The sequence below is a fragment of the Amycolatopsis sp. NPDC057786 genome, assembly GCF_042797905.1.
Classification (GTDB): Bacteria; Actinomycetota; Actinomycetes; order Mycobacteriales; family Pseudonocardiaceae; genus Amycolatopsis.
In genome coordinates this window covers 20,767-44,407 of record NZ_JBHVKW010000069.1, presented here as the reverse complement: position 1 = coordinate 44,407, position 23,641 = coordinate 20,767, and the positions used below count along the sequence as shown (strand labels likewise).

The following is a 23,641-nucleotide window of genomic DNA, read 5'->3' as shown; positions in this document are numbered from 1 at the left end:
TCCTTGCGCCAGGCGCAAGGAAGGGGGCCTTCATGTACTTCTGACGAGCTAGTGCCCGGAGGTGATCTCCTTGCGCTCCTGCGAAGGCTCGCCACCGATGTCGTCGACCTTGCCGTTGCCGTGCCCGTTGGACCGGGCGCGCTCCAGCGCGATCGTCTCCTCGACCGGGTCCGGGGACCAGGTCGAACCGGCGACGGCGTGCCCGGCCGAGCCGAGCTTGTTCATCTTCTTCGGCACCGACGCGCCCTGGTACTCGAGCGGGATCGCGTGGCCGTGGTCGTCGACCGGGCCGAGCGGCTGGTGGATCTCGATGAACTCACCGTGCGGCAGGCGCTTAATGATGCCGGTTTCGACACCGTGCTCCAGCACCTCGCGGTCGGCCCGCTGGAGGCCGAGGCAGATCCGGTAGGTGATGTAGTACGCGATCGGCGGCAGCAGCAGGACACCGATCCGGCCCGCCCACGTCGTCGCGTTCAGCGAGATGTCGAAGGCGAACGCGATGATGTCGTTGAAGCCCGAGAGCATGATGACCGCGAAGAACGTCAGGGCCATGATGCCCAGCGAGGTCCGCACCGGGACGTCACGCGGACGCTGCAACAGGTTGTGGTGCGCGGTGTCCTTGGACAGCTTTCGCTCGATCCAGGGGTACATCACCAGCAACCCGATCAGCAGCGGCATCCCGATCGCGCCGGGGAAGAACACCGCCGGGACCGTGTAGTTCCCGAGGTAGAGCTCCCACGCGGGCCAGATCCGCAGCATGCCGTCGGCCCAGGCCATGTACCAGTCCGGCTGTGAACCCGCCGACACCTGCGCCGCGTTGTACGGGCCGATGTTCCAGATCGGGTTGATCTGGAAGAGGCCCGACATCAGCGCGATGACGCCGGTGACCAGCGCGAAGAACGCACCGCCCTTGAGCGCGAAGACCGGCATGATGCGGACGCCGACGACGTTGGTCTCCTTGCGGCGCACGCCGGGGAACTGCGTGTGCTTCTGGTACCAGACGAGCGCGAGGTGCGCGGCCACCAGGCCGAGCATGATGCCCGGCAGCAGCAGGATGTGGATCGTGTACAGGCGCGGGATGATCTCGTTGCCGGGGAACTCCCCGCCGAACAGCGCCCAGTGGATCCAGGTGCCCATGACCGGCACCGAGAGCACGATGCCCGACAGGGTCGCGCGGATACCGGTACCGGAGAGCAGGTCGTCCGGGAGCGAGTAGCCGAAGAAGCCCTCGAACATGCCCAGGACCAGCAGCAGCGCACCGATGACCCAGTTCGCCTCACGCGGGCGCCGGAACGCGCCGGTGAAGAAGATCCGGAACATGTGCACCATCATCGAGGCCACGAAGATCAGCGCGGCCCAGTGGTGCAGCTGGCGGACGAACAGACCGCCGCGGACGTCGAACGAGATGTCCAGCGTGGTCGCGAAGGCCCGCGACATCTCGACGCCCTGCAGGCCGGTGTAGCTGCCGTTGTAGACGACCTCCTCCATGGAGGGGTCGAAGAACAGCGTGAGATAGACACCCGACAGCAACAGGATGATGAAGCTGTAGAGCGCGATCTCGCCGAGCAGGAACGACCAGTGCGTCGGGAACACCTTGTTGAGCTGGTGCCGCATGCCCTTGGCCAGGTGATACCGGTCGTCGGCCCACTTCGCACCAGCGCCCGCGGCCTTCTCGACCGGGTTCGTCCCCTTCGTCGGGGTGGTGAGTGAACTCATGACTTACGCTCCCAAAAGGCCGGTCCGACGGCCTCGTTGAAGTCTCCGCGCGCGATCAGGTAGCCCTCAGAGTCCACTGTAATCGGAAGCTGGGCCAAGGGACGGGTCGCCGGCCCGAAAATCGGCTTGGCGTAGTGGAGCGCGTCGAACTGGGACTGGTGACAGGGGCAGAGGATGCGGTTGGTCCGCTGCTCGTACAGGGAGGTCGGGCAGCCGACGTGGCTGCAGATCTTCGTGTACGCGTAGTAGTCGCCGAAGTTGTAGTCCTCCTGGCCCTGACGCTTGACGACCTTGGCGGCGTCGGTCGGGCGGAGACGGATCAGCATGACCGGGTTGTCGACGCGTTTGAAGGCGGCCGACAGCGCGTGCTCGTCGTCCTTCTCGGACTCGCGGTACGGGAACACCGTCTCCATCGCGCCCGCGTCGAGGTCCTCGGCCTTGACCAGGGAGATCTCGTGGGGGCGACCGGTGTTGCGGCGCAGGTAGACCTTCTCTTCCGGGAAGTTCTTCTTCCAGCCCGAGTGCCACAGCGAGTCGCGGTTCTCGGTGTCCTTCCACGGGTCCTTGATGAAGGACGCGACCGGCAGCGCCGCGACGGCGAGGCCGAGCACACCGGCACCGGCGCCCGCGGACCGCTTGATCATCGAGCGGCGCGCGATGGTGCTGCGGCTGCCCGAGTCGGCCAGCTGGGCGAGGATGGTGGCCTTGTCGACCTCTTTCGACCCGCCGTCCCCGCGCTCCTGGACCGCGACCTCGGCCGGGATGAACTTCTTGGTGTAGAGGACGGCGCCGACGCCGATGGCGAGCACGGCCACGCCGAGCGTGACACCGAGCAGCGGCGTGTACAGCGTGTACATGGTGTAGCCGTGCGTGCCCGGCTCCTTGTACTCGAACCAGTGCGGCCACGCGAGGAGGACCACGAACGCGAGGCCGGACAGCGCGGCCAGCACGAACCAGAGGGCGACGGAGCGCTCGGCGCGCTTCTCCGCCTTCGTCCCCTCGACCGGCCAGGGCGTCGGGTATTCGACGATCTCGACCCCGTCGAGCGCGGTACCCAGCTTGACCAGCTGGTCGCGATCCATGTCCGCCAACTCCGCCTCTGTCGGCGGCTTCGGCCCTTCGGCGCTCATGCCTTCGATCCAATCCACAACGTCACGCCGATCAGCGCGGCGATCCCGACGATCCACGCGATCGCGCCCTCCGAGGCCGGGCCAAGACCGCCGAGCGAGTTACCGCCGGGTGAGTTGTTCCCGTTGCTCACGGACTTCACGAACGCGATGATGTCCTTCTTCTCCTCCGGCGACAGCTGCCGGTCGGAGAACTTGGGCATGTTCTGCGGCCCGGTGAGCATCGCGGTGTAGATCTGCTCTTCCGTGGCCGGGTCCAGGTTCGGGGCGAACTTGCCCGAGGACAGCGCGCCACCGCGGCCGGTGAAGCCGTGGCAGGAGGCGCAGTTGAGGCGGAAGAGCTCGCTGCCGCGCGCGACGTCCTCGCCGCGCAGCGCGTCACCCTTCTCGGCGGGACGCTGCGCGCCACCGCCGTTGGCCTGGATGTAGGCACCCAGCGCGTTGATCTCGGCCTCGGTCAGCTTCGGCGGCTTACGCTGCGCCTGGGCTTCCTGCCGCACGGCGGGCATGCGGCCGGTGGAGGTCTGGAAGTACACGGCCGCGTCGCCGATGCCGATGAGGCTCGGGCCACGGTCGGTGACACCTTCGAGCTTCGGCCCGTGACATTCGATACAGGTGTTGTTGTAGAGCTTCTCGCCCTCACGCAGGAGGGCGGATTCGCCCTGCGCCTGCGCGGTCTGCGGCTCCGGGGCGAAAACGGCGTACAACCCGCCCACGCTCAGCAGCGCGATCCCGAGCGCCAGCGCGCCGGCGAACCGCCTGCGAGCCTTCGACCGCTTGCGGAAGCGGCGCTCCGTGTTGTTCTTGCTGGAGGTCATCTTGCGGCAACCCTTGCTGTCAGTTCAGGCCGATAGGTCGTGGTGGCGGCTTCGTTCACGGAAGGATGTAGATCACCGCGAACAGGCCCACCCACACGATGTCGACGAAGTGCCAGTAGTACGACACGACGATCGCCGAGGTGGCCTGAGCCGGGGTGAACTTGCTCAGCTTGGTGCGGATGAGCAAGTACACGAACGCGATGAGCCCGCCGATGACGTGCAGGCCGTGGAACCCGGTCGCGAGGTAGAAGACCGTGCCGTACGCGCCGGACGGGATCGTCAGACCCTCGTGGATCAGGTTCAGGTACTCGTAAGCCTGGCCACCCACGAAGATCGCGCCCATGATCAACGTGATGATGTACCAGCGGCGGAGGCCGAACACGTCACCCTTTTCGGCGGCGAACACGCCGAACTGGCAGGTGAACGACGACGCCACGAGGATCACGGTGAACGGGATCGCCAGCGCGATGTTCAGGTGGAAGGGCTCACCGTGCAGCGGCGGCGGCCATTGGCCGGACGCGTTCTGCGCCTTCACGGTGAAGAACATGGCGAACAGTCCGGCGAAGAACATCAGTTCGCTGGACAGCCACACAATGGTGCCGACACTGACCATGTTCGGCCGGTTCAGCGAGTGGACCCGCTGGCTGATGGTGGGAGCTGCCGTTGTCACGCGTCGCATTATGTCCTCTCACGCATGGCGCCCGCCGGGTGGGTCCACGGCAAGTCGCGTGCGTGTCGGGTCACATCTGAACGAAAGTGGGAACCGGGCTACTCATGGGTTTACTAGATCGGCTCCGTGACCTGGTCAGGAAGCCTTCCGTGCCAGGCCTGACCGTCGACACGCCCGGCGTGGAGGTCGTCGTGGAGGCCTTCGACCCCGCCGAGGCCGATTCCTCGGCGTTGGCGAGATCACCCTCTTGGGTCGCCGAAGCACCCGCGATCCTGCGCCATCACTTGAAGCTGCCGCCCGAAAAGGTGGCCGAGGCGGCCACGATCCTCGCCCAGGACGGCTGGGAGCTGCGAGAACAGGGTCCCGACGGGGATCTCGCGGTCGCGCACGCGGTGCGGGTCCAGACCCTCGACGCGCTGCACTGCGCGCAGGAACGGTCGCGGATGGCGGGCCTCGCGCAGCGGCTCGGCGGGGATTCGCTGGGCTGGGACGCGCTCCAGCCGTCGGGTGCGTCCACGTGATGTCGGTCATGGCGGATAACATCGCGGGGTCGACATGACTTAGACGAGGCGGAGGCGCGCTCATGGGCGAGCAGGCGATGCGGATCCTGGTGTTCAGCCACAAGGCGGAGGTGCGCGAGGCGATCATCAACGCCGTCGGCCGCAGGCCCGCCGCCGACCTCGGCCGGGTGGACTACACCGAGGCGTCCGGCATCTCCGAGGTCCTCGTCGAGATGGACGCGGGCAACGTGGACCTGGCCATCCTCGACGGCGAGGCCCAGCCGACCGGGGGCATCGGGCTGACCCGTCAGCTGAAGAACGAGATCGAGGACTGCCCGCCGATCGTGGTCTCGGTCCGGCGCAAGGACGACCGCTGGCTCGCGACCTGGTCGCAGGCCGACGCGGTGCTGGTCCACCCGCTCGACCCGCTGACCGCCGCCGAGACCGTCGCTGACGTGCTGCGCGCCCGGCGGGTGCCGGCCGTGCACGGCTGAGCCGATGAGCGCGGCCGCCAAGACCTGGCCTTCCCTGCTCAATCAGCTCATCGCTCGCGCGGACCTGTCCGAGGAGGACACCGCGTGGGCGATGGACCAGATCATGAGCGGGGCGGCGACACCCTCCCAGATCGCCGGGTTCGCCGTCGCGCTGCGCGCGAAGGGTGAGACACCGGCGGAGATCTCCGGCATGGCCGACGCCATGCTGGCGCACGCCAGGCGGGTGACGATCGACAGGCCGTCGGTGGACATCGTCGGCACCGGCGGCGACCGCTCCAATTCGGTCAACATCTCCACCATGGCCACGGTGGTGACGGCCGCGGCGGGCGCCCCGGTGGCCAAGCACGGCAACCGGAGCGCGTCGTCGAAGTCCGGCGCGGCCGATGTGCTGGAGGAGCTGGGCGTCACCATCGACCTGCCGCCCGAGACGGTCCAGCGGAGCGTGAACGAACTGGGCATCGGTTTCTGCTTCGCGCCGAAGTTCCACCCCGCCCTGCGCCACGCCGGCCCGACCCGCGGCGAACTCGGCGTGCCGACGACGTTCAACCTGCTCGGCCCGCTGACCAACCCCGCGCAACCACGCAGTTCGCTGATCGGCTGCGCGTACGAGGACAAGACCCGCGTGCTCGCCGAGGTGTTCGCGCGGCGCGGCATGACCGTGCTGCTGGTGCGCGGCGACGACGGGCTGGACGAGATCACGACCACGACCACGAGTTCGGTGTGGGTGGTCTCCGGCGGGGAGATCACCGAGCGGAGCTTCGATCCCGCGTCGCTGAACATCCCCAGGGTGACCGCGGAGGATCTGCGCGGCGGCGGCGCGGCGCACAACGCCGAGGTGTTCCGGCAGGTGATGGCCGGGAAGACCGGGCCGGTCCGGGACGCGGTGCTGCTCAACTCGGCGGCCGCGCTGGCGGCTTTCACCGGATTCTCGGGGTCACTGGAAGACGACCTGGCCGCCGGGTTCGCGCGGGCGGCGTCGGCCATCGACTCGGGCGCGGCGGCCGACCTGCTGAACCGGTGGATCGCCTTCGCCTGACCCCTCACGTCCCGCAGTGTCATGACAGGGTCGTCGTTCAGGACATCTTTTGTCCTGAACGACCCTTTCATGACGTCCGAGCGCCCCTCCCTGCGCGTGGCATGAAGGGCACGGGCGAACCGCTACGAAGCGGTACTGAACCGCGCCCGGTAAGCCGAAGGCGTCAGTCCCGTAGCCCGCCGAAGCTGCGTACGCAGGTTCGCGGCGGTACCGAACCCCGACGCCCGCGCCACCAGGTCCAGCCGCTGCTCCCCGCGCTCGATCAGCCGGCACGCCAGCGCGATCCGTTCCGTGGTGAGCCACGCCAGCGGCGTCGTCCCCAGTTCGGCACGGAACCGCCGGTGCAGCGTCGCCTGGCTGGCCGCAGCCCGCGCGGCGAGGTCGGCGACGGTGAGCGGGCGGTCCAGCCGTTCACGCGCCCAGGCGAGCACCGGCGCCAGCGAGGTGTCCGGCACCGGCGGCAGCGGCCGCTCGACGAACTGCCGCTGGCCGCCGTCGCGGTGCCCAGCGAACACCAGCCGTCTACTCACCGCGTTGGCGATCTCGGCACCGTGGTCGCGGCTGACCAGGTGCAGCCCCAGATCGAGCGCGGCCGCACTGCCCGCCGCGGTCAGGACGTCGCCGTCGTCGACGAAGAGGACGTCCGGCTCCAGCCGCACTTCGGGATACAGCTCGCGGAAGAGTCCCGCCCACCTCCAGTGGGTCGTCGCGCGCCGTCCGTCCAGGACACCCGCCTGCGCGAGGGTGAAGGCGCCGGTGCAGAAGCTCACCAGCCGGGCACCCCGCGCGGCCGCGGCACGGATGGCCGCCAGCACCGCCTCCTTGGCCGGGACCTCCGGATCGGGCCGGTTGGGCACGATCACCGTGTCCGCGGCCTCGACGGCTTCGAGCCCCGCGACCCCGGTGAGCGTGAACATGCCCAGGTGCATGCGCACCGACGGCTCGGCGGCGCACAGCGTGAAGCCGTACCAAGGTCTGCCCAGCTCCGGCCGCCGCAGGCCGAAGAGCTCCGTCGCGACGCCCATTTCGAAGGGATTGGATCCTTCGTCGACCAGGACGGCGACCTCGTGCGAGGAATCATGCGACATATGCGATTCCTAGCACTCACTCCTCCGACGGTCCAGCGACCAGGATCGGATCATGAGCAAGCAACCGATCGATCTGGGAACCGCGCTGGCAGGCTTCGACGAGATCTGGAGCCCGCGGATCGTCGCGCACGTCAACGACTACGACGTCCGCCTCGCCAAGGTCGCGGGCGAGCACGTCTGGCACGTTCACGAGAACACCGACGAGTTCTTCCTCGTCCTCGACGGCACCTTGGACATCGCGCTGCGCGAGGACACCGGCGAACGGGTCGTCACGCTCCCACGCGGCTCGATTTTCGTCGTCCCGCGCGGGACGTATCACAAACCGTCCTCAGTGGACGGTGCGTCGCTGTTGCTGTTCGAACCGACCGGAACGCTCACCGTCGGCGACAAGCACGACGAGGTCCCCGACCACGTCCATGTCACCGTGGGGCAGGAGATCTAGCCGGCGGAAAACGTCCTGCGGTAAGCACTCGGGCTGGTCCCGCGCAGCTTGCCGAACTGATGCCGCAGCGCCGCGGCGGAGGCGTAGCCGCAGGCGGCCGCTATGTCCTCAATGGACAGACGGCCTTCTTCGAGCAGTGACTGCGCGCGGTCGAGACGGCGTTCGGTGAGCCACCGGTGCGGCGTCGTCCCGGTGGCCGCCGAGAACCGGCGCAGGAACGTGCGCTCCCCCAATCCGCTGCGCCTGGCGAGTTCCGCGACGGTGAACGGCCGGTCCAAGCGCCGCTCGATCCATTCGAGCGCTTCGGCGAGCACGGTGTCGTCCGGCGCGGCGGTCTCGGGCACCGGCGCCTGCACGAACTGCGCCTGCCCGCCGACCCGGTGCGGCGCCGCGACCATCCGCCTGGCCAGCGTGGTGGCCGCGGCGACGCCACGCAGTTCGCGCACCAGATGCAGGCACAGGTCGACGGCGGCGACGGTTCCCGCGCTGGTGAGGACACCGCCGTCGTCGACGTACAACGCCTTCGGATCGACCTTCGCCGTCGGGAAGCGCGACCGGAACTCCTGCTCGTAGACCCAGTGCACCGTGCAGTTGCGCCCGTCGAGCAGCCCCGCGTACCCGAGCGAAAAGACGCCCGCGCAGAAGCCCGCGACCCAGGCGCCCCGGCTCGCCGCGTCACGCAGGACTTCGAGCACCGGCTCCGGAGGGCTCGCGCTGCGCGGCGCGCAGGTCGGGACGATCAGCAGGTCCGCCGACGCCGCGAAGTCCAGGCTCTCCAGGCCATCGAGCCCGAAGCCGGACCAGCTCAGGACGTTCTCGCCGCCGGGCGAGCACACCGCGAAATCCCAGCCTTCGATGCCGTCAGCGCTGCGATCCGTGCCGAAGACCTCGCACGCGACGCCGAGTTCGAACGGCGAGACCTGGTCGGCGAGCACCACCGCGACCTTCCTCACATCCATGCGCCCAGTGTGTCATAAGTTTTGCGGTCGATGTCATCTCTGACACTGGTCGAACGCGGGCGCGAGGGCGAAAGTGGTCGCCATGAACAAGAACAACCCCGTGTTGCAGTGGACCGCCGCGATGGCACTCTCCGGCACGATCGGTGCCGTCGTTCTCGAAAGCGGCGCCGACGCGCCCGCCGTGGCGTTCGCGAGGAGCCTTGTCGGCGGCCTGCTGCTCCTGGTGTGGAGCGCCGCACGTGGCTGGCTCCGCCCATGGACGCTCAGCCGCCGCGACCTGCTGCTCGCCGTCCTCGGCGGGCTGTTCCTGGTCGGGAACTGGGTGCTGCTGTTCGCCTCGTACTCGCTGTCGTCGATCGGGGTCAGCACCGTCGTCTACCACACCCAGCCGCTGATGCTGGTCGGTCTCGCGGCGGCGTTCCTCGGCGAGAAGATGGCGAAGAGCCAGCTGATCCGGGCGCTGATCGCGTTCGGCGGGGTGACGCTCATCTCGCTGTCCGCGCACGGCGCCGACGGGAAACCCGTGCGGCTGGAGGGGATCGCGCTCGCCCTCGGCGCGGCCGCGCTGTACGCAGGCGCTTCCTTCGTCGCGAAGCAGCTCAAGCACGTTCGCCCGCACGTCCTGGCGGCCGTCCAGCTGGTGACCGGCACGATCGTGCTCGCACCCGCCCTGCTCGTCACACCGCTGCCCACGGACACCTCGGGGCTGCTGTGGCTGGTCCTGCTGGGGACCGTGCACACCGCCCTGATGTACGTCCTGATGTACGCGAGCATCGGCAAGCTGCCGACCACGACGGTGGCACTGCTGTCCTACGTCTATCCGGTGGTCGCGGTGGTGGTGGACGTCCTCGCCTACGGGCACCGGCCGACGTGGCCGGAGATCGTCGGGATGCTGGCCGTCCTGGCCGCGGCGCTCGCGCCGAAGCGAGCACCCAAGCCCGAAGCGAAAGAAGCGCCGCTACCCGCCCGCGTTTAGTCCTCTGAACGCGAAAACGGCGCCCGGCTCCACAGGGAGCGGGGCGCCGTTTCGGCGTCAAGACGTCACTCGTGGTTCGGGCCCGTGTGGTACTCGAACACCAGCCCGCCGATGGCGACGATGACCAGGCCCAGCGCGATGATCAGCAGCCAGACGTGGAAGAACGCGAGCGCGACACCGGTCAGCGCGGCGGCCGCCGCGAGCCCGACCGGCCAGTAGCTGCCAGGGCTGAAGAAGCCCAGCTCACCGGCACCGTCGCTGATCTCGGCGTCTTCCCGGTCCTCCGGGCGCGGCTCGATACGCCGCGCCACGAACTGCAGGTAGCTCCCGGCCAGGAAGGCCAGGCCACCGGTGAGGATCAGGGCCACCACACCGACCGGCTCGACGCCGTCCCGTGTCATCGTTCCGGTCATGTACGCGTAGATACCCGCCACGACGACGGAGAAGACCGCGACGAGGAAGAAAATCCGTCCTTCGACCTTCATGGACGTTGCCTCACTCCTGTTTCGGGCTCGAACAGCCGGGTCAGTTGGACGCGACCCGCGCGGTGCGGTCGGTGTTGAACGGGGTGGTGGTGACGGCGTAGGGCGCGCACAGCTCGCCGCAGTTCATCGCCGTCAGCGCCTCGGACGCCGTGTTCGGCTTGCCGCTCTTCGGGTTCACCGTGCCGCGGAGCTGGATGTACTGCGCGTACTTGTCCGGCGAGATCGCCCTGACCTCGAAGTTCATCCCCGAGTGGTAGGTGCCGCACAGTTCGGCGCAGCGGCCGACGAACGAACCTTCCTTGTCGATCAGGTTCTGGAAGGTGAAGTCCTGGTTGTTCTTCTCCGGGTCCGGCATGACGTCCCGCTTGAAGTTGAACTCCGGCACCCAGAACGAGTGGATGACGTCGGCCGACCGCAGGTTGTACTGGATCGTCTTGTTCGTCGGCAGGACCAGCAGCGGGATCTCGGTCGAGCTGCCGACCGTGGTGATCTCGGGGTCCTCGTGGTTCTTGGAGTCGCTCTTGTACTTGAACTCCCAGTTCCACTGGAACGCGACGATGTCGACCGTGACGTCCGGGTTGTCCGTCTCGGCGAGCACGCGGTTCTCGGTGGTCGCGGTGAAGAAGAACAGCACGCAGACCATGATCGTCGGGACGACGACCGTGAAGAGCTCCAGCGGGATGTTGTACTGGAACTGACGGGGCAGTTCCTCCTCCACGCCGTCGGCGGTCTTCTTCTTGCGGTGGAAGATCGCGGTCCAGAAGATCAGCGCCCAGACGATGACACCGACGACCAGCGCGGCGATGACGGTCCACGTCCACAGCGTCTGCATGTCGCGCGCCTGCGGGGTCACCCCGACCGGCCAGCCGAAGCGGAGGATCTCTTCCCCGGAACAGCCCGTCGCCGTCAGCATCACCAGCGCGGCGAGCGCTGCGACGCGACCAGCCCGCTTAACTGGGGTGCGCTCTGGATTTCCCACTGCGCCTTGCCCTTTCACCCAGAGCCTCCTCGACCGATCTTCGTGACAGCCGGAGCCTAGCCGAGTTGCGGCGCCGCGCTGACTAAGGGGTAACCCCAACACGCGTATCCCCCACCACATCCCGGCGTACACACCCACCGGCATACTGGGCCCTTCTCCCCCGCTCGGCCAACAAGAGGTGTGTGAACTAGACGTGTGCGGCCTGCTTGGACTGATCTGTTCGACCGAAGCCGACGCGGCGAGCGCCCGTGACGCCGTCGACGCGGCCATGCGCTGCCAGCGGCACCGGGGCCCCGACGAGCACGACACCTGGGCCGACGCCGAGGTCGTCTACGGGTTCAACCGGCTGGCCTTCATCGACGTCGACCACGCCCACCAGCCGCTGATCTGGGGTCCGCCCGAGGCCCCCGAGCGCTACACGCTGAACTTCAACGGCGAGATCTACAACTACAAAGAGCTGCGCGACGAGCTGGCCGCCGAGCACGGTGCGAAATTCGCCACAGAGGGTGACGGCGAGGCGATCGTCGCGGCGTACCACTACCTCGGCGACGACGCGGTGAAGAAGCTGCGCGGGATGTTCGCCTTCATGATCTGGGACTCCCAGGAGAAGGTCGTCTTCGGCGCGCGCGACCCGTTCGGCATCAAACCGCTGTTCTACTCCGCCGGCCCCGGCAAGGTCGCCTTCTCCAGCGAGAAGAAGAGCCTGCTGGAGCTTTCGAGCGTGCTCGGTGTCGAGGACAAGCTGGACAAGACGGCCCTGCAGCACTACCTGGTGCTGCAGTACGTGCCGGAGCCCGAGTCGATGCACACCGGCGTCCGCCGGGTCGAGTCCGGCACGTCGTTCCGGGTCGTCCCCGGCGGTGACGTCGAGTTCACGCGCTACTTCCACCCGCAGTTCAACGCCAAGCCGGTCAACAACCAGGCCGAGGCCGACGAGCTGTACGAGCGCATCGCCGATGTGATGCGCGACTCGGTCGGCAAGCACATGATCTCCGACCCGGACGTCACGGTCGGCGCGTTCCTCTCCGGCGGCATCGACTCCACCGCGACCGCGACGCTGGCCAAGGAGCACAACCCGAACCTGATCGCGTTCACCACCGGTTTCGAGCGCGAGGGCTACTCCGAGGTCGACGTCGCCGCCGAATCGGCCGCCGCGATCGGCGTGAAGCACGTGGTCCGCACGGTGTCGGCGGACGAGATGATGGAGGCGCTGCCGCTCATCGTCTGGTACCTCGACGACCCAGTGGCCGACCCGGCGCTCGTGCCGCTGTGGTTCATCGCCCGCGAAGCGCGCAAGCACGTCAAGGCGGTGCTGTCCGGCGAAGGCGCCGACGAGCTCTTCTGCGGCTACACGATCTACAACGAGCCGATCTCCCTCGCGCCGTTCGAGAAGATCCCCGGCGGGATGCGGAAGATCATCGGCAAGGTCTCCACGAAGATCCCGGAAGGCACCCGCGGCAAGGACCTGCTGCGGCGCGGGGCGCTGCCGTTGGAGGACCGCTACTACGGCAACGCGCGCAACTTCCGCGACGACCAGCTCCGCAAGGTGCTGCGCACGTACGAGGACGGGATCGGCTTCAAGGACGTCACCGCGCCTTGGTACAAGATCTCCGAGAACTGGGACCCGGTCGCGCGGATGCAGCACGTCGACCTCTACACCTGGTTGCGCGGCGACATCCTGGTCAAGGCCGACAAGGTGACCATGGCGAACTCGCTGGAACTGCGCGTGCCGTTCCTCGACGCCGAGGTGTTCAAGGTCGCTTCGACCATCCCGCTCGACCAGAAGCTCGCGCACGGCACCACGAAGTACGCGCTGCGCCAGGCGCTGGCGAAGATCATCCCGGGGCACGTGCTGAACCGGCGCAAGCTGGGCTTCCCGGTGCCGATCCGGCTGTGGCTGCGCAACGAGATGTACGACTGGGCCAAGGGCATCATCTCGGACTCGCAGACCGACGCGCTGCTCGACAAGAAGGCCGTCCTGGCGCTGCTCGAAGAGCACAAGGCCGGGCAGCTCGACCGCAGCCGTCAGTTGTGGGCGCTGCTGGTGTTCATGCTGTGGCACGGCATCTTCGTCGAGAACCGCATCAAGCCCGAGGTGCCGGAACCCGTCTACCCGGTGAAGCTCTAGTCACGACTCCGTACTGGCCTTCACCGGTCACCTGGTGAAGGCCAGCATGGAGGGATGGACTTCGTCCTCGTGCACGGCACGACGCAGAGCCCGGCGGGCTGGGACCGAGTGGCCAAGCTGCTCACCGCCGCCGGGCACCGCGCGATCGCCGTGGATCTGCTGACCCCGGTGGAACTGCCGATCGAGGGCTACGCGCAGCACGCGCGGGACCAGTACGACGGCGGGCGGCCGGTCGTCGTGGCCCATTCCGGCTCCGGGGTGCTGCTTCCCGCGATCGCCGAGGCGCTCGACGCGCGGGCCATGGTGTGGGTCGCCGCCTACATCCCCGACTTCGACGGCGGGCGAAGCCTTCGCGACGAGGCACCGGCCGTGCTCGAACCCGACTGGGTCGGCGTGGACCCGACGGCGGATCCGGCGAAAGCGGCGGAATTCCTCTTCCACGACTGCGATCCCGAGACCGAACGGCAGGCGCTGGACAGCTTGCGGCTATTCGCCCCCGCGGTACTCGCGACGCATCCAGCCGGGGCCGCGCCGGAGACCCCGTCGACCGTGATCGTCCCCACCCGGGACCGCACGCTCCGGCCGGAGTGGCTGCGCCGGGCCGCGCGGGAACGGCTCGGCGTCACCCCGATCGAGATCGACGCCGGGCACTGCCCCCATATCTCCCGCCCGGCCGAGATCTGCGGGATCCTGACCGGACGTGGCTGAAGGGCCCCTTCCCCGCGTCTCACGCGGTGAAGGGCCCCTTCGCTGCATCACATGAGGGGAAAGTCCCCTTCAGCTCAAGCGGGCAGGATCGCCGCGATCTCCTCGGCGGACTCCGGGCCGAAGGCCTCCTTGAGGCGGCCGAGCACGTCGGCGCGGTCGAAGGACCATTCCTGCGTGCCCACGGTCTCCAGCACCAGCACGGCGATCAGCGAACCGAGCTGGGCCGAACGTTCCAGCCCGAGACCGCCGTCGACACCGGCGATGAACCCGGCGCGGAAGCCGTCGCCGACGCCGGTCGGGTCGACCTTGCCGCGTTCCGGGACGGCGCCGATCTGCAGCGCGAGGCCGTCCTTGCCGACGATCTCGACGCCCTTCTCCCCGAGCGTGGTGATCCGCATGCCGACGCGGTCGAGGACGTCGGCCTCGGACCAGCCGGTCTTCTGCAGCAGCAGTTCCCATTCGTAGTCGTTGCTGAACAGGTACTTCGCGCCCTCGACGAAGGCACGCACCTGCTCGCCGTCCATCCGGGCCAGCTGCTGCGAGGGGTCGACGGCGAAGGTGTAGCCGCGCTGGCGGCACTCCTCGGCGTGCCGGACCATGCCTTCGGGGTCGTCCGGGCTGATCAGCACGAGCGACAGCTCACCGGCGTGCGTGGCGACCGGCTCCAGCTCGATGTTGCGGGATTCCGCCATCGCGCCGGCATAGAAGGTGGCGATCTGGCAGAGGTCCTCGTCGGTGGTGCAGACGAAGCGGGCGGTGTGCGCGACCTCGGAGACCAGCACCCCGGCGGTGTCGACGCCGTGCCGCTCGAGCCAGGACCGGTAGTCCGCGAAGTCCGAGCCCACCGCGCCGACCAGGATCGGGCACTTGCCGAGCACCCCGAGCCCGAAGGCGATGTTCGCGCCGATCCCGCCACGCCGGACGACGAGGTCATCGGCCAGGAAGCTCAGGGACACCCGGTGCAGCTGCTCGGCGATGAGCTGCTCGGCGAACCTGCCTGGGAAGTGCATGAGGTGGTCGGTTGCGATACTGCCGGATACCGCGATCCTGGCGTTGTCTGCCACCGGTTCTCCTTGGTCGGTCGGCCCCGCCGAAGCGAGGACGGCTAAGTTACCCGCAGGTCATGCCCCATACGGGTTGCTTCGGGCACGGCCATCAACACTACCGGTTGGTAGTGGTGTCCTACTCGAACACGAGTCATTAGCTTGTCGTTCGTGACCACTTCCACGTATCACCGCGAACCGGAATCGATCGGCGAACTCATCGCCGACTGTGCCGGCATCCCGTCGTCCCTCCAGGCCGAGAACCTGCCACTGCCCCGGCAGATCGCTCCGCCCTGGACCGTGGACGAGCGGTGCCACGCCCAGGTCGCCGATCTGGACGCCTACGTCTGATCCCGTTCCGGGCATGAAGAAGGGCCGCGACCTGGGTGAGGTTCGCGGCCCTTCTTCATGCCTCGACGCGGATCAGTGGAAGCTGTCGCCGCAGGCGCAGCTACCGGTCGCGTTGGGGTTGTCGATCGTGAAGCCCTGCTTCTCGATCGAGTCGACGAAGTCGATCACGGCGCTCGACACGTACGGCGCGCTCATCCGGTCGACGGCGACGCGAAGGCCGTCGAAGTCACGGAACAGGTCACCGTCGAGCGTGCGCTCGTCGAAGAACAGCTGGTAGCGCAGGCCCGCGCACCCACCGGGCTGGACGGCGATGCGCAGGTGCATGTCGTCGCGGCCCTCCTGCTCGAGCAGGGCCTTCGCCTTGCTGGCGGCGGCGTCGGTCAACGTGACGCCGTGGGTCTCCTCGGCGGTTTCGGCCTGAGCTGCGGCTGCCTGCTCAGCGGTCGTCATGGTTCTCCCTCTGGTCGAACTCGCTGCGGGTACTCGTCTTGCACATGGTCCAACACGTCGGAGTCCCGATCTGTTCCCCACCATGGTGACATATCGCTCGGCCTGGTGCGTGGCACCGTGACGCCCGCGACTACCCTGGTGGGGTGAGGTTCCTGCGCCGTAGCACCACAGACTCCGCCACGACGGACACCGAGACCCCCGGCGACGACGCCGTCGAGGTCCAGGCCAAGTCGTACACGCCCGGAAAGGGCAAGGCCACGCCCAAGCGGCGTGAGGCCGAGGCCAAGCGCCGCGGCCCGGTGGCGCCCCCGCCGACCACCATGCGGGAGGCGATGAAGCGCAACAAGGAGCTCCGGAAGTCCGCGAAGGCCGATCCGGAGTACAAGCTCAAGCAGCGCAACGCCGCCAAGGAACGCCGTGAGCGGATGATGGCGGGCGAGGACAAGTACCTGCTCCCTCGTGACCGCGGCCCGGTCAAGGCGTACATCCGTGACCTGGTCGACTCGCGGCGCAACCTGCTCGGCCTGTTCATGCCGCTGGCGATCCTGGTGTTCGTCGCGCTGATCCTGCCGTACCCCGAGGTCCAGCGGTACGCGACGCTCCTGTGCACCGTGATGCTGCTCGGCATGATCGTCGAAGGTTTTCTCAGCGGGCGCCGGATCGCGAAGATGGTCCGCCTGAAGTTCCCGAACGAGACGATCAAGGGCACCTCCGTCGGCTGGTACTCCTTCATCCGCGCGAGCCAGATCCGCAAGCTGCGGGTTCCCAAGCCGCGTGTGAAGCCCGGCGACAAGGTCTGAGTGAGCGGCGGAGCTGGGTTGTATCCGCCGGCTGCGCCAGCAGCGTGAACCCGCCCGGCCGGAGGCCCCGCTATCGCGGTGGCAGGGCGCCCCGGCCACACGACGTGACGTGCTCGCCCCAACGGCGCCTTGCCGACGTCGATCGCGGTCGCGGGTTCACTGACCGGCACTGATCAGGCGAAACCCGGGTCGTTAGCGTGGCTAACGGCCTGGGGTAGAGTCGCGCCCATGGAGTTTCGACGACTGGGCCGCAGCGGCCTCAATGTCAGTGAGATCTCGTACGGCAACTGGCTCACCCACGGGTCCCAGGTGGAAGAGGACCAGGCCCAGGCCTGCATCAAGGCGGCGCTCGACGTCGGCATCACCACCTTCGACACCGCTGATGTCTACGCCAACACGGCCGCCGAATCGGTGCTCGGCCGCGGCCTGAAGGGCCTGCGCCGCGAGAGCCTGGAGATCTTCACCAAGGCCTACTGGCCGACCGGCCCCAAGGGCCCGAACGACCAGGGCCTGGGCCGCAAGCACATCATGGAGTCGGCGAACGCTTCGCTGAAGCGGCTCGGCACCGACTACGTCGACCTCTACCAGGCGCACCGGTTCGACCGGACCGTCCCGCTCGAAGAGACGTTCCTCGCCTTCGCCGACCTCGTCCGCCAGGGCAAGGTGCTCTACGTCGGCGTCTCCGAGTGGACCGCCGAGCAGATCACCCAGGGCGCGGCGATCGCACGCGAACTGAACGTGCCCCTCATCTCGAACCAGCCGCAGTACAACGCGCTGTGGCGGGTCATCGAGGCGCAGGTCATCCCGGCCTCCGAACGCGAAGGGCTCAGCCAGATCGTCTGGTCGCCGATCGCGCAGGGCGTGCTCACCGGCAAGTACAAGCCCGGTCAGCCGCTGCCCGAAGGTTCCCGCGCGACCGACGAGAAGGGCGGCGCGAACATGGTCGCCCGCTTCCTCAACGACGACGTCCTCGAGCGCGTCCAGCGGCTTCAGCCGATCGCGGACAAGGCGGGCCTGACGATGGCCCAGCTGTCCGTGGCGTGGGTGCTGCAGAACCCGAACGTCGCTTCGGCGATCATCGGTGCCTCGCGGCCGGAGCAGGTGCACGAGAACGTGAAGGCGGCCGGTGTGAAGCTGGACGCGGATCTGCTCGCCGCGATCGACGAGGCCCTCGACGGCGTCACCGAGACCGACCCGACGCTGACCCGCTCGCCCTGATCCCCCGCATTCAGTCGACTAAGCGCGGACGCTTTTCCCGCACTTAGTCGACTGAATGCCGTCAGTCCCCGTGCACGCGGGCGTGGTACGCGACCTGACCGTCGAGGTCGAGGGCGTCACCGGGGGCGCGCAGGGGATCGATGCCCAGACCCCGCAGCAACCTGCTCGCGCCGGCGACCCGGTCGCCGGTCCGGCCGTCGAGCCGCTCCGGCCGGTGGCCCCGCTGGATCAGCAGGCCCTCGACGTCGTCGATCAACCGGTACGGGTCGTAGACCTGCTGCTCAGGCATGATCACCACCGGGAGCCCAGGTCTTCCCGGTGATCCGCTCGTAGACCTCGGTGTAGCGCTTGCGGGTCGCCTCGACGATCTCGTCCGGGATGGCGGGCCCGGGCGGCGTCTTGTCCCAGCCGGTGGTCGTGGACCAGTCGCGGACGAACTGCTTGTCGAACGCGTGCTGCGTGCGGCCCGGCTCGTATTCGTCGGCGGGCCAGAAACGCGACGAGTCCGACGTGAGCACCTCGTCCCCGAGCGTCAGCACACCGTCGGCGTCGAACCCGAATTCGATCTTGGTGTCGGCGATGATGATGCCGTTCTTCGCCGCGTGCTCCGCGCCCTTGGTATAGACCTCGAGCGTCAGATCGCGGAGGCGGTCCGCGGTCTCCTTGCCGATCTCGTTCACGACGTCCGCGAAGGTCATGAACTCGTCGTGGCCGGTGTCGGAGATCTTCGTGGTCGGCGTGAAGATCGGCTCGGGCAGCTTGTCCGCCTCGACGAGACCGGCGGGCAGTTCGACGCCGGAAACCTTGCCGTCGCGCCGGTATTCACGCATTCCGAGACCGGTGAGGTAGCCGCGCGCGATGCACTCGACCTGGATCATCTTCAACGGCTTGCACCGCATGGCGCGACCGGCGAATTCGGCGGGGACGTCGGTCGTGGAGATGACGTGGTTCGGCACCACGTCGGCCATCTTTTCGAACCACCAGGCGGAAAGCTGGTTCAGCAGCGCGCCCTTGTCCGGGATCGGGGTCGGCAGCGAGACGTCGTAGACCGAAACGCGATCCGAGGCGACGAGCAGAATGTCGCCGTCGATTTCGTAAAGGTCCCGGACCTTACCCGCGTGAATGTGCTTCATGCCCCGTCCTCGATGTTGTATTCGTAAAAAATCCAGTGGTCCGGCAACGCCGCCGATTCGCCGTACTCGAGTACGTCGCCCTCGGCGGACAGAAACCTGTTGCGACTCAACAGAATCGCCGAACCTTCGGCCACGCCGAGTTCCGCCGCCTCCTCGGCACCCGCCAGCCCCGCGGCGTGCTGAGAATGGGTCGACGCCAGAACACGACCTGTCCGGTCCGCCACGTATTTGACCGTGCCTTCGACGATCCGCACCGGCTCGAAGAGCAAAGGAGCCTTCGCCGCGACGGCGCCGTCGAACCACGAGACCGACGTCGACACCGGCCGGCCTTCGCCCGCATACGTGGTCCGTCGCCGACGGATCACCGGAGTACCTTCATCGATTCCGAGCGCGCCCGCCACCCGGTCCGGTGCGGGCAGGAGGCCTGCTTCGCGGATTTTCGCGTAGTGGCCCGGTGGATAGACCTTGCCGGTTCGCGCGATCGAGATCGTCCGATCGTGCGCGGAGCGGTGCAGCGCTCTGGTCTGCACCACTGTGCCGATCCCGCGTACCGCGCGGACCAGACCTTCGGCGCGGAGCGTCGAGAGGACCTTCATCGCCGTCGCCATCGCGACGTTCCAGTTCCTGGCGATCTCCCGCGCGGACGGGACCGCGTCGCCTTCCTTGAGCCTGCCCGAAACGATGTCGTCGCGAATACTTCCCGCGATCTGGAGATACGGCGGTTCGGGTCGATCGACGGCGGGCAAGGTGACTCCTCACAAGGTCGCGCGGTGCGCACAAGCGTTCTAGCACACCAATGGGCGAGCACCAAGGATCCTGCTCACACCCCATTATTACGTACTAGTACACATTCTGGACGGTGCTCTAGTACACCTGTTACTCTCCGAGAAGTTCCCGAAACCCGTTAGGGGGCTCGATGAACCACCTGAGCATCGACGAACTGCTCGAAGAGCTTCGAAGACGCCGGTGGGTCGTCTACATCTTCGGCCCACGGGAGGAACCGGAGGTCTGTGCCGCGGTGTTCCAATGGGACACCTGCGCCGACGTCCTCATCCTCCGCGGGGAAGAACGGGCGAGCGCCTTCCGCGTCACCACGGTCGCCGAGACGGACGTCTTCCGTCCGGCGCTCGTCTCGTGGCAGTACCACTCCACGGCCGACTGGACCCTGCGCGCCGTGCTCACCATCCCGGCGCCCGGCGACGCCGCCGCGCCGATCCAGTTGCTGCAACCACATCCGGACTGCGTGATCCCGATGGAGGCGCGTCAGCCGGTCACCATCCTGCCCGCCATACCGGCCAAGGCCGACCAGGGAGATCCCTAACCTCGGCCGATCACCTGCTCGGCGACAACGAGGTCGTGCGGGTAGGTGATCTTGAGGTTCTCCGCGCTGCCCGGAACCCACCGCACCGGCAGCGCGGAGAACCTTTCCATGCACGAAGACGTGTCCGTGCCGACGAAACCCTCCCGCTCGGCCGTTTCGTAGGCTTCGAGCAACTGGCAGGCGCGGAAACCCTGCGGTGTCTGCACCCTGATCGCTCCGGGCAGCGCGTCGGAAACGGTGTCGCCGTCGACGCGCACGATGTCGTCGGCCGCGACCCCTGGCACCGCTCCCCCGTACCGCCGGGTGTCGGCGAGGACGTCCGCGATCAGTTCCGGGGTGACGAGCGGGCGGGCCGCGTCGTGCAGCAATACCGCGTCGATCTCACCGCTCTCGATACGGGAAGCCAAGTGGCGCAAGGCGTTCAGCTCCGAACCCTGGCGCGTCGCGCCGCCGTGGACGAGTTCGACCTCGCCCGGATGCGCGGCGAGCACCTCATGCGCGAGTTCGGTGTCCTGCGGCCGGATGACCAGCACGAGCACGTCGATTCCGGGCACGCGGGCGAACGCGTCGAGCGACCACGCGACGACCCGCTTGCCGGCCACCGGCAGGTACACCTTGTTGAGTTCGGCGCCGACCCGGGTGCCCGCTCCGCTCGCGAGCACCACCCCGGCGGCCTTCGTCTGAGCCACAGGCAACTCTGGCACAGGCGAGTGGGTAGGTTGGGCCCGGCCACCGAAGCGATCCGAAGGGGCAGGGCGTTGGACGACGAAATCCTCGAGTTCGCCGAAGTCGAGCAGCCTGATGAACACGCGCGCTCGGCGGCGATCGCCCTGCACTCGAAACTGATCAAGCCTGCCGGTTCGCTGGGCAGGCTGGAAGAACTGGGCGTTTGGGTCGCGGCCTGCCAGGGCCAGTCGCCGCCGCGGCCGTTCACGCGGCCCAGGGTCGTGGTGTTCGCCGGAGACCACGGCATCGCCGCGAAGGGCGTCTCGGCCTACCCGGCTGAGGTCACCGCGCAACTCGTCGGCAGCATGCTGACCGGCGGCGCGGCCATCAACGTCCTGGCGGCTTCGGCGGGCGCGAGCGTCCGGGTCGTCGACATGGCCGTCGACAGCGACGCCCCCGCGACGCGGTCGATCGGCGAGTTCAAGGTGCGGCGGGGCTCCGGTTCGATCGACGTCGAGGACGCGCTGACCGACGAGGAGGCGCGTGCCGCCGTCCGCGCGGGCCGGGCGATCGCCGACGCCGAGGTCGACGGCGGGGCCGACCTGCTCATCGCGGGCGACCTCGGGATCGGCAACAGCACGCCTGCATCGGTGCTGGTCGCGGCGCTGACCGGCAGCGAGCCGGTGGCCGTCGTCGGCCGAGGCTCGGGCATCGACGACAACGCCTGGATGCGCAAGGCCGCGGCGGTCCGTGACGCGCTGCGGCGCGCGCGGACCGTGCTGGCCGACCCGGTCGCCCTGCTGCGCACCGCCGCGGGCGCCGACATCGCCGCGATGGCGGGTTTCCTCGCGCAGGCCTCGCTCCGGAAGACGCCGGTGATCCTGGACGGCCTGGTCGCCTCCGCGGCCGCGCTGGTCGCCGAGGAACTCGTCCCCGGCGCGCGGCAGTGGTGGGCCGCGGGCCAGCGGGGCGGCGAACCCGCGCACGCGCTGGCGCTGGAACACCTCGACCTGGACCCGATCCTTGATCTGGACGTGCGCCTCGGCGAGGGGACGGGCGCGGTCGCGGCGCTGCCGCTGGTGTTCATGGCGACGCGGGTGCTCGCGGAGATGGCCACGCACGAGCAGGCCGGGGTGAGCGGGCCGCTGATCGAGGCCCCCGCTTCCTGACGCCCGCCGGCCGCTCGTTCCGCCTCAGGGATGCAATGAAAGGCTCTTTCCTTGCAAATTTTGCAAGGAAAGAGCCTTTCATTGCATCCCCGGGTACCGCCCGCCACCGACGTAGCGAAGGCCTCCTTCCCTACGCTCAAGGTAGGGAAGGAGGCCTTCACGGACTTCGGGCTCAGCCCAGCGGGTACATCCAGCCTTCCGGAGCGGGCCGCGTGCCCTCCTGGATCCCGGTCAGCGCGCCGCGCAGCTTCATCGTCAGCTCGCCGGGCTGCCCGCCCGCGACGGAAAACTCGCCGCCCGCGTGCTTCACGTGCCCGACCGGCGTGATGACCGCCGCGGTCCCGCAGGCGAACACCTCGGTCAGCTCGCCGGAAGCCGCCGCCTTCTCCCACTCGTCGGTGGAGACGCGCCGCTCCTCGACCTGGTGCCCGAACGACTTCGCCAGTTCCAGCAGCGACTTGCGGGTCACGCCCGGCAGCAGCGAGCCGGTCAGTTCCGGGGTCACGACACGGGCCTCGTCACCGGAGCCGAAGACGAAGAACAGGTTCATCCCGCCCATTTCCTCGACCCAGCGCCTCTCGACCGCGTCGAGCCACACGACCTGGTCGCAGCCCTTCTCCACGGCCTGCGCCTGCGCGACGAAGGAGGCCGCGTAGTTGCCCGCGCACTTCGCCTCGCCGGTGCCGCCGGGGACGGCGCGCACGTACTCGGTCGAGAGCCAGACGCTCACCGGCTTCACGCCACCGGCGAAGTACGAGCCGGCGGGCGAGCCGATCAGCGCGTAGAGGTACTCGTTCGCGGGCCGGTTGACGCCGAGCCCGGCTTCGGTGGAGATCATGAACGGCCGCAGGTACAGCGACTCGCCCGGCTTCGTCGGGACCCAGCGGGCGTCGACCGCGATGAGCTCGCGGATCGAGTCGAGGAACGTCTCCACCGGCAGCTGCGGCATGGCGAGGCGCTCGGCCGAGTTTCGGAACCGGATCGCGTTGGCGTCGGGACGGAACGCCGCGATCGTGCCGTCCGGCTGGCGGTACGCTTTGAGCCCCTCGAAGATCGCCTGGCCGTAGTGCAGCACGGAGGTCGCCGGGTCGAGGGTGAGTGGCGCGTACGGCCCGACGGTGGCGTCGTGCCAGCCCTGCTCGGCACTCCATTTCACGGTCACCATGTGGTCGGTGAAGTGCAGGCCGAAGCCGGGTGCGGCCAATACGTCCGCGACGCGTTCCGGGCTCGCGGGGCTCGGGTGCGGGAGGTGGGTGAACTGCGTCGAGGTCGTCATGACTAAGACGATAACGCTTGGTCGGACCCACGTTAGTCGGACGTCCGCATATCTTTACCTCCCGCGATCTGTCCGTCGGGACGAACAC

At 68.4% G+C, this 23,641-nt stretch carries 27 protein-coding genes; 12 read left to right on the top strand and 15 right to left on the bottom strand.

Annotation, left to right across the window (positions count from 1 at the left end; genetic code table 11):
• Nucleotides 1-48: 48 nt before the first annotated feature.
• From ACFVM3_RS28795 to ACFVM3_RS28780, 4 genes are read right to left on the bottom strand one after another with little or no spacing between them, the layout of a single operon-like run.
• A complete protein-coding gene (locus tag ACFVM3_RS28795) occupies nt 49-1,716 on the bottom strand; it encodes a cytochrome bc complex cytochrome b subunit (protein WP_378443105.1) in 1,668 nt (555 codons plus the stop codon).
• Nucleotides 1,713-2,846, bottom strand: a complete 1,134-nt coding sequence (locus tag ACFVM3_RS28790; protein ID WP_378443104.1) for a ubiquinol-cytochrome c reductase iron-sulfur subunit — start codon at nt 2,844-2,846, stop codon at nt 1,713-1,715. The genes ACFVM3_RS28795 and ACFVM3_RS28790 overlap by 4 nt, the downstream gene beginning before the upstream one ends.
• Nucleotides 2,843-3,661, bottom strand: a complete 819-nt coding sequence (locus ACFVM3_RS28785; RefSeq protein WP_192741101.1) for a c-type cytochrome — start codon at nt 3,659-3,661, stop codon at nt 2,843-2,845. The genes ACFVM3_RS28790 and ACFVM3_RS28785 overlap by 4 nt, the downstream gene beginning before the upstream one ends.
• Before the next feature lie 55 nt (nt 3,662-3,716).
• The gene (locus tag ACFVM3_RS28780) at nt 3,717-4,340 is read right to left on the bottom strand and encodes a heme-copper oxidase subunit III (protein WP_091599208.1); all 624 of its coding nucleotides are present in this window, start codon (nt 4,338-4,340) and stop codon (nt 3,717-3,719) included.
• Nucleotides 4,341-4,435: 95 nt separating this feature from the next.
• Here ACFVM3_RS28780 and ACFVM3_RS28775 point away from each other — a divergent pair, with 95 nt between their 5' ends.
• The 3 genes from ACFVM3_RS28775 (at nt 4,436) to trpD (ending at nt 6,361) form a co-directional block, all read left to right on the top strand.
• Nucleotides 4,436-4,852 (top strand): hypothetical protein, encoded by a 417-nt coding sequence (locus ACFVM3_RS28775; RefSeq protein WP_378443103.1) that lies wholly within the window; start codon nt 4,436-4,438, stop codon nt 4,850-4,852.
• A 62-nt stretch (nt 4,853-4,914) separates the two neighbouring features.
• Nucleotides 4,915-5,325 carry a hypothetical protein gene (locus ACFVM3_RS28770; RefSeq protein WP_016336048.1) on the top strand — a complete coding sequence of 137 codons (411 nt, stop codon included), beginning with the start codon at nt 4,915-4,917 and terminating at the stop codon, nt 5,323-5,325.
• 4 nt (nt 5,326-5,329) lie between these two features.
• Nucleotides 5,330-6,361 carry an anthranilate phosphoribosyltransferase gene (trpD, locus tag ACFVM3_RS28765; RefSeq protein WP_378443102.1) on the top strand — a complete coding sequence of 344 codons (1,032 nt, stop codon included), beginning with the start codon at nt 5,330-5,332 and terminating at the stop codon, nt 6,359-6,361.
• Nucleotides 6,362-6,483: 122 nt separating this feature from the next.
• On the opposite strand, the gene ACFVM3_RS28760 is transcribed toward trpD, so the two are convergent.
• Nucleotides 6,484-7,449: a helix-turn-helix domain-containing protein gene (locus ACFVM3_RS28760; RefSeq protein ID WP_378443101.1), complete on the bottom strand. Its 966-nt coding sequence runs from the start codon at nt 7,447-7,449 to the stop codon at nt 6,484-6,486.
• Nucleotides 7,450-7,501: 52 nt separating this feature from the next.
• Between ACFVM3_RS28760 and ACFVM3_RS28755 the strand changes: the two genes are divergently transcribed.
• A complete protein-coding gene (locus ACFVM3_RS28755; RefSeq protein ID WP_378443100.1) occupies nt 7,502-7,891 on the top strand; it encodes a cupin domain-containing protein in 390 nt (129 codons plus the stop codon).
• Here the strand turns inward: ACFVM3_RS28755 and ACFVM3_RS28750 are convergent.
• Nucleotides 7,888-8,850, bottom strand: coding sequence for a GlxA family transcriptional regulator (locus tag ACFVM3_RS28750; RefSeq protein WP_378443099.1), 963 nt, complete (start codon nt 8,848-8,850; stop codon nt 7,888-7,890). The two genes, ACFVM3_RS28755 and ACFVM3_RS28750, sit on opposite strands and share 4 nt — an antisense overlap.
• An 82-nt stretch (nt 8,851-8,932) precedes the next feature.
• Here ACFVM3_RS28750 and ACFVM3_RS28745 point away from each other — a divergent pair, with 82 nt between their 5' ends.
• A complete protein-coding gene (locus ACFVM3_RS28745; protein WP_378443098.1) occupies nt 8,933-9,826 on the top strand; it encodes a DMT family transporter in 894 nt (297 codons plus the stop codon).
• Between the two features lie 65 nt (nt 9,827-9,891).
• Here the strand turns inward: ACFVM3_RS28745 and ACFVM3_RS28740 are convergent, their stop codons facing one another.
• Both ACFVM3_RS28740 and ACFVM3_RS28735 read right to left on the bottom strand, forming a co-directional pair.
• Complete coding sequence (locus tag ACFVM3_RS28740; RefSeq protein ID WP_126733782.1) at nt 9,892-10,311, bottom strand: cytochrome c oxidase subunit 4; 420 nt, start codon at nt 10,309-10,311, stop codon at nt 9,892-9,894.
• A 40-nt stretch (nt 10,312-10,351) separates the two neighbouring features.
• Nucleotides 10,352-11,290 carry a cytochrome c oxidase subunit II gene (locus ACFVM3_RS28735; RefSeq protein ID WP_378443097.1) on the bottom strand — a complete coding sequence of 313 codons (939 nt, stop codon included), beginning with the start codon at nt 11,288-11,290 and terminating at the stop codon, nt 10,352-10,354.
• Nucleotides 11,291-11,483: 193 nt separating this feature from the next.
• On the opposite strand from ACFVM3_RS28735, the gene asnB reads away from it, so the two are divergent.
• Both asnB and ACFVM3_RS28725 read left to right on the top strand, forming a co-directional pair.
• Nucleotides 11,484-13,418: an asparagine synthase (glutamine-hydrolyzing) gene (gene asnB / locus ACFVM3_RS28730; protein WP_378443096.1), complete on the top strand. Its 1,935-nt coding sequence runs from the start codon at nt 11,484-11,486 to the stop codon at nt 13,416-13,418.
• A 54-nt stretch (nt 13,419-13,472) separates the two neighbouring features.
• Nucleotides 13,473-14,126: an alpha/beta fold hydrolase gene (locus ACFVM3_RS28725; protein ID WP_378443095.1), complete on the top strand. Its 654-nt coding sequence runs from the start codon at nt 13,473-13,475 to the stop codon at nt 14,124-14,126.
• Between the two features lie 74 nt (nt 14,127-14,200).
• Here ACFVM3_RS28725 and ACFVM3_RS28720 read toward each other — a convergent pair whose 3' ends face one another.
• Entirely contained in the window at nt 14,201-15,190 is a 990-nt protein-coding gene (locus ACFVM3_RS28720; RefSeq protein WP_378443094.1) for a carbohydrate kinase family protein, read from the bottom strand.
• Between the two features lie 141 nt (nt 15,191-15,331).
• Here ACFVM3_RS28720 and ACFVM3_RS28715 point away from each other — a divergent pair, with 141 nt between their 5' ends.
• Entirely contained in the window at nt 15,332-15,520 is a 189-nt protein-coding gene (locus ACFVM3_RS28715; protein ID WP_378443093.1) for a hypothetical protein, read from the top strand.
• Between the two features lie 72 nt (nt 15,521-15,592).
• Here the strand turns inward: ACFVM3_RS28715 and ACFVM3_RS28710 are convergent, their stop codons facing one another.
• Nucleotides 15,593-15,970, bottom strand: a complete 378-nt coding sequence (locus ACFVM3_RS28710; RefSeq protein WP_016336060.1) for an iron-sulfur cluster assembly accessory protein — start codon at nt 15,968-15,970, stop codon at nt 15,593-15,595.
• Nucleotides 15,971-16,113: 143 nt separating this feature from the next.
• Between ACFVM3_RS28710 and ACFVM3_RS28705 the strand changes: the two genes are divergently transcribed.
• Entirely contained in the window at nt 16,114-16,770 is a 657-nt protein-coding gene (locus ACFVM3_RS28705) for a DUF3043 domain-containing protein (protein ID WP_378443092.1), read from the top strand.
• 228 nt (nt 16,771-16,998) lie between these two features.
• Entirely contained in the window at nt 16,999-17,988 is a 990-nt protein-coding gene (locus ACFVM3_RS28700; RefSeq protein ID WP_378443091.1) for an aldo/keto reductase family protein, read from the top strand.
• Nucleotides 17,989-18,049: 61 nt separating this feature from the next.
• Here the strand turns inward: ACFVM3_RS28700 and ACFVM3_RS28695 are convergent, their stop codons facing one another.
• Genes ACFVM3_RS28695 through ACFVM3_RS28685 form a run of 3 tightly spaced genes read right to left on the bottom strand, consistent with a single transcriptional unit; the run spans nt 18,050 to nt 19,867 of the window.
• Complete coding sequence (locus ACFVM3_RS28695) at nt 18,050-18,277, bottom strand: hypothetical protein (protein WP_378443090.1); 228 nt, start codon at nt 18,275-18,277, stop codon at nt 18,050-18,052.
• Nucleotides 18,270-19,121, bottom strand: a complete 852-nt coding sequence (locus ACFVM3_RS28690; RefSeq protein ID WP_378443089.1) for a phosphoribosylaminoimidazolesuccinocarboxamide synthase — start codon at nt 19,119-19,121, stop codon at nt 18,270-18,272. The genes ACFVM3_RS28695 and ACFVM3_RS28690 overlap by 8 nt, the downstream gene beginning before the upstream one ends.
• Complete coding sequence (locus ACFVM3_RS28685) at nt 19,118-19,867, bottom strand: GntR family transcriptional regulator (RefSeq protein WP_378443088.1); 750 nt, start codon at nt 19,865-19,867, stop codon at nt 19,118-19,120. The genes ACFVM3_RS28690 and ACFVM3_RS28685 overlap by 4 nt, the downstream gene beginning before the upstream one ends.
• Before the next feature lie 170 nt (nt 19,868-20,037).
• Between ACFVM3_RS28685 and ACFVM3_RS28680 the strand changes: the two genes are divergently transcribed.
• Nucleotides 20,038-20,442, top strand: a complete 405-nt coding sequence (locus tag ACFVM3_RS28680; protein ID WP_378443087.1) for a hypothetical protein — start codon at nt 20,038-20,040, stop codon at nt 20,440-20,442.
• Here the strand turns inward: ACFVM3_RS28680 and ACFVM3_RS28675 are convergent.
• Nucleotides 20,439-21,107 (bottom strand): 2-C-methyl-D-erythritol 4-phosphate cytidylyltransferase, encoded by a 669-nt coding sequence (locus ACFVM3_RS28675; protein ID WP_378443106.1) that lies wholly within the window; start codon nt 21,105-21,107, stop codon nt 20,439-20,441. The genes ACFVM3_RS28680 and ACFVM3_RS28675 overlap by 4 nt on opposite strands.
• A 93-nt stretch (nt 21,108-21,200) precedes the next feature.
• Between ACFVM3_RS28675 and cobT the strand changes: the two genes are divergently transcribed.
• The gene (gene cobT, locus ACFVM3_RS28670; RefSeq protein WP_378443086.1) at nt 21,201-22,277 is read left to right on the top strand and encodes a nicotinate-nucleotide--dimethylbenzimidazole phosphoribosyltransferase; all 1,077 of its coding nucleotides are present in this window, start codon (nt 21,201-21,203) and stop codon (nt 22,275-22,277) included.
• Nucleotides 22,278-22,449: 172 nt separating this feature from the next.
• Here cobT and ACFVM3_RS28665 read toward each other — a convergent pair whose 3' ends face one another.
• On the bottom strand, nt 22,450-23,553 hold the full coding sequence (locus ACFVM3_RS28665) for a branched-chain amino acid aminotransferase (protein WP_378443085.1): 1,104 nt from the start codon (nt 23,551-23,553) through the stop codon (nt 22,450-22,452).
• Nucleotides 23,554-23,641 lie beyond the last annotated feature (88 nt).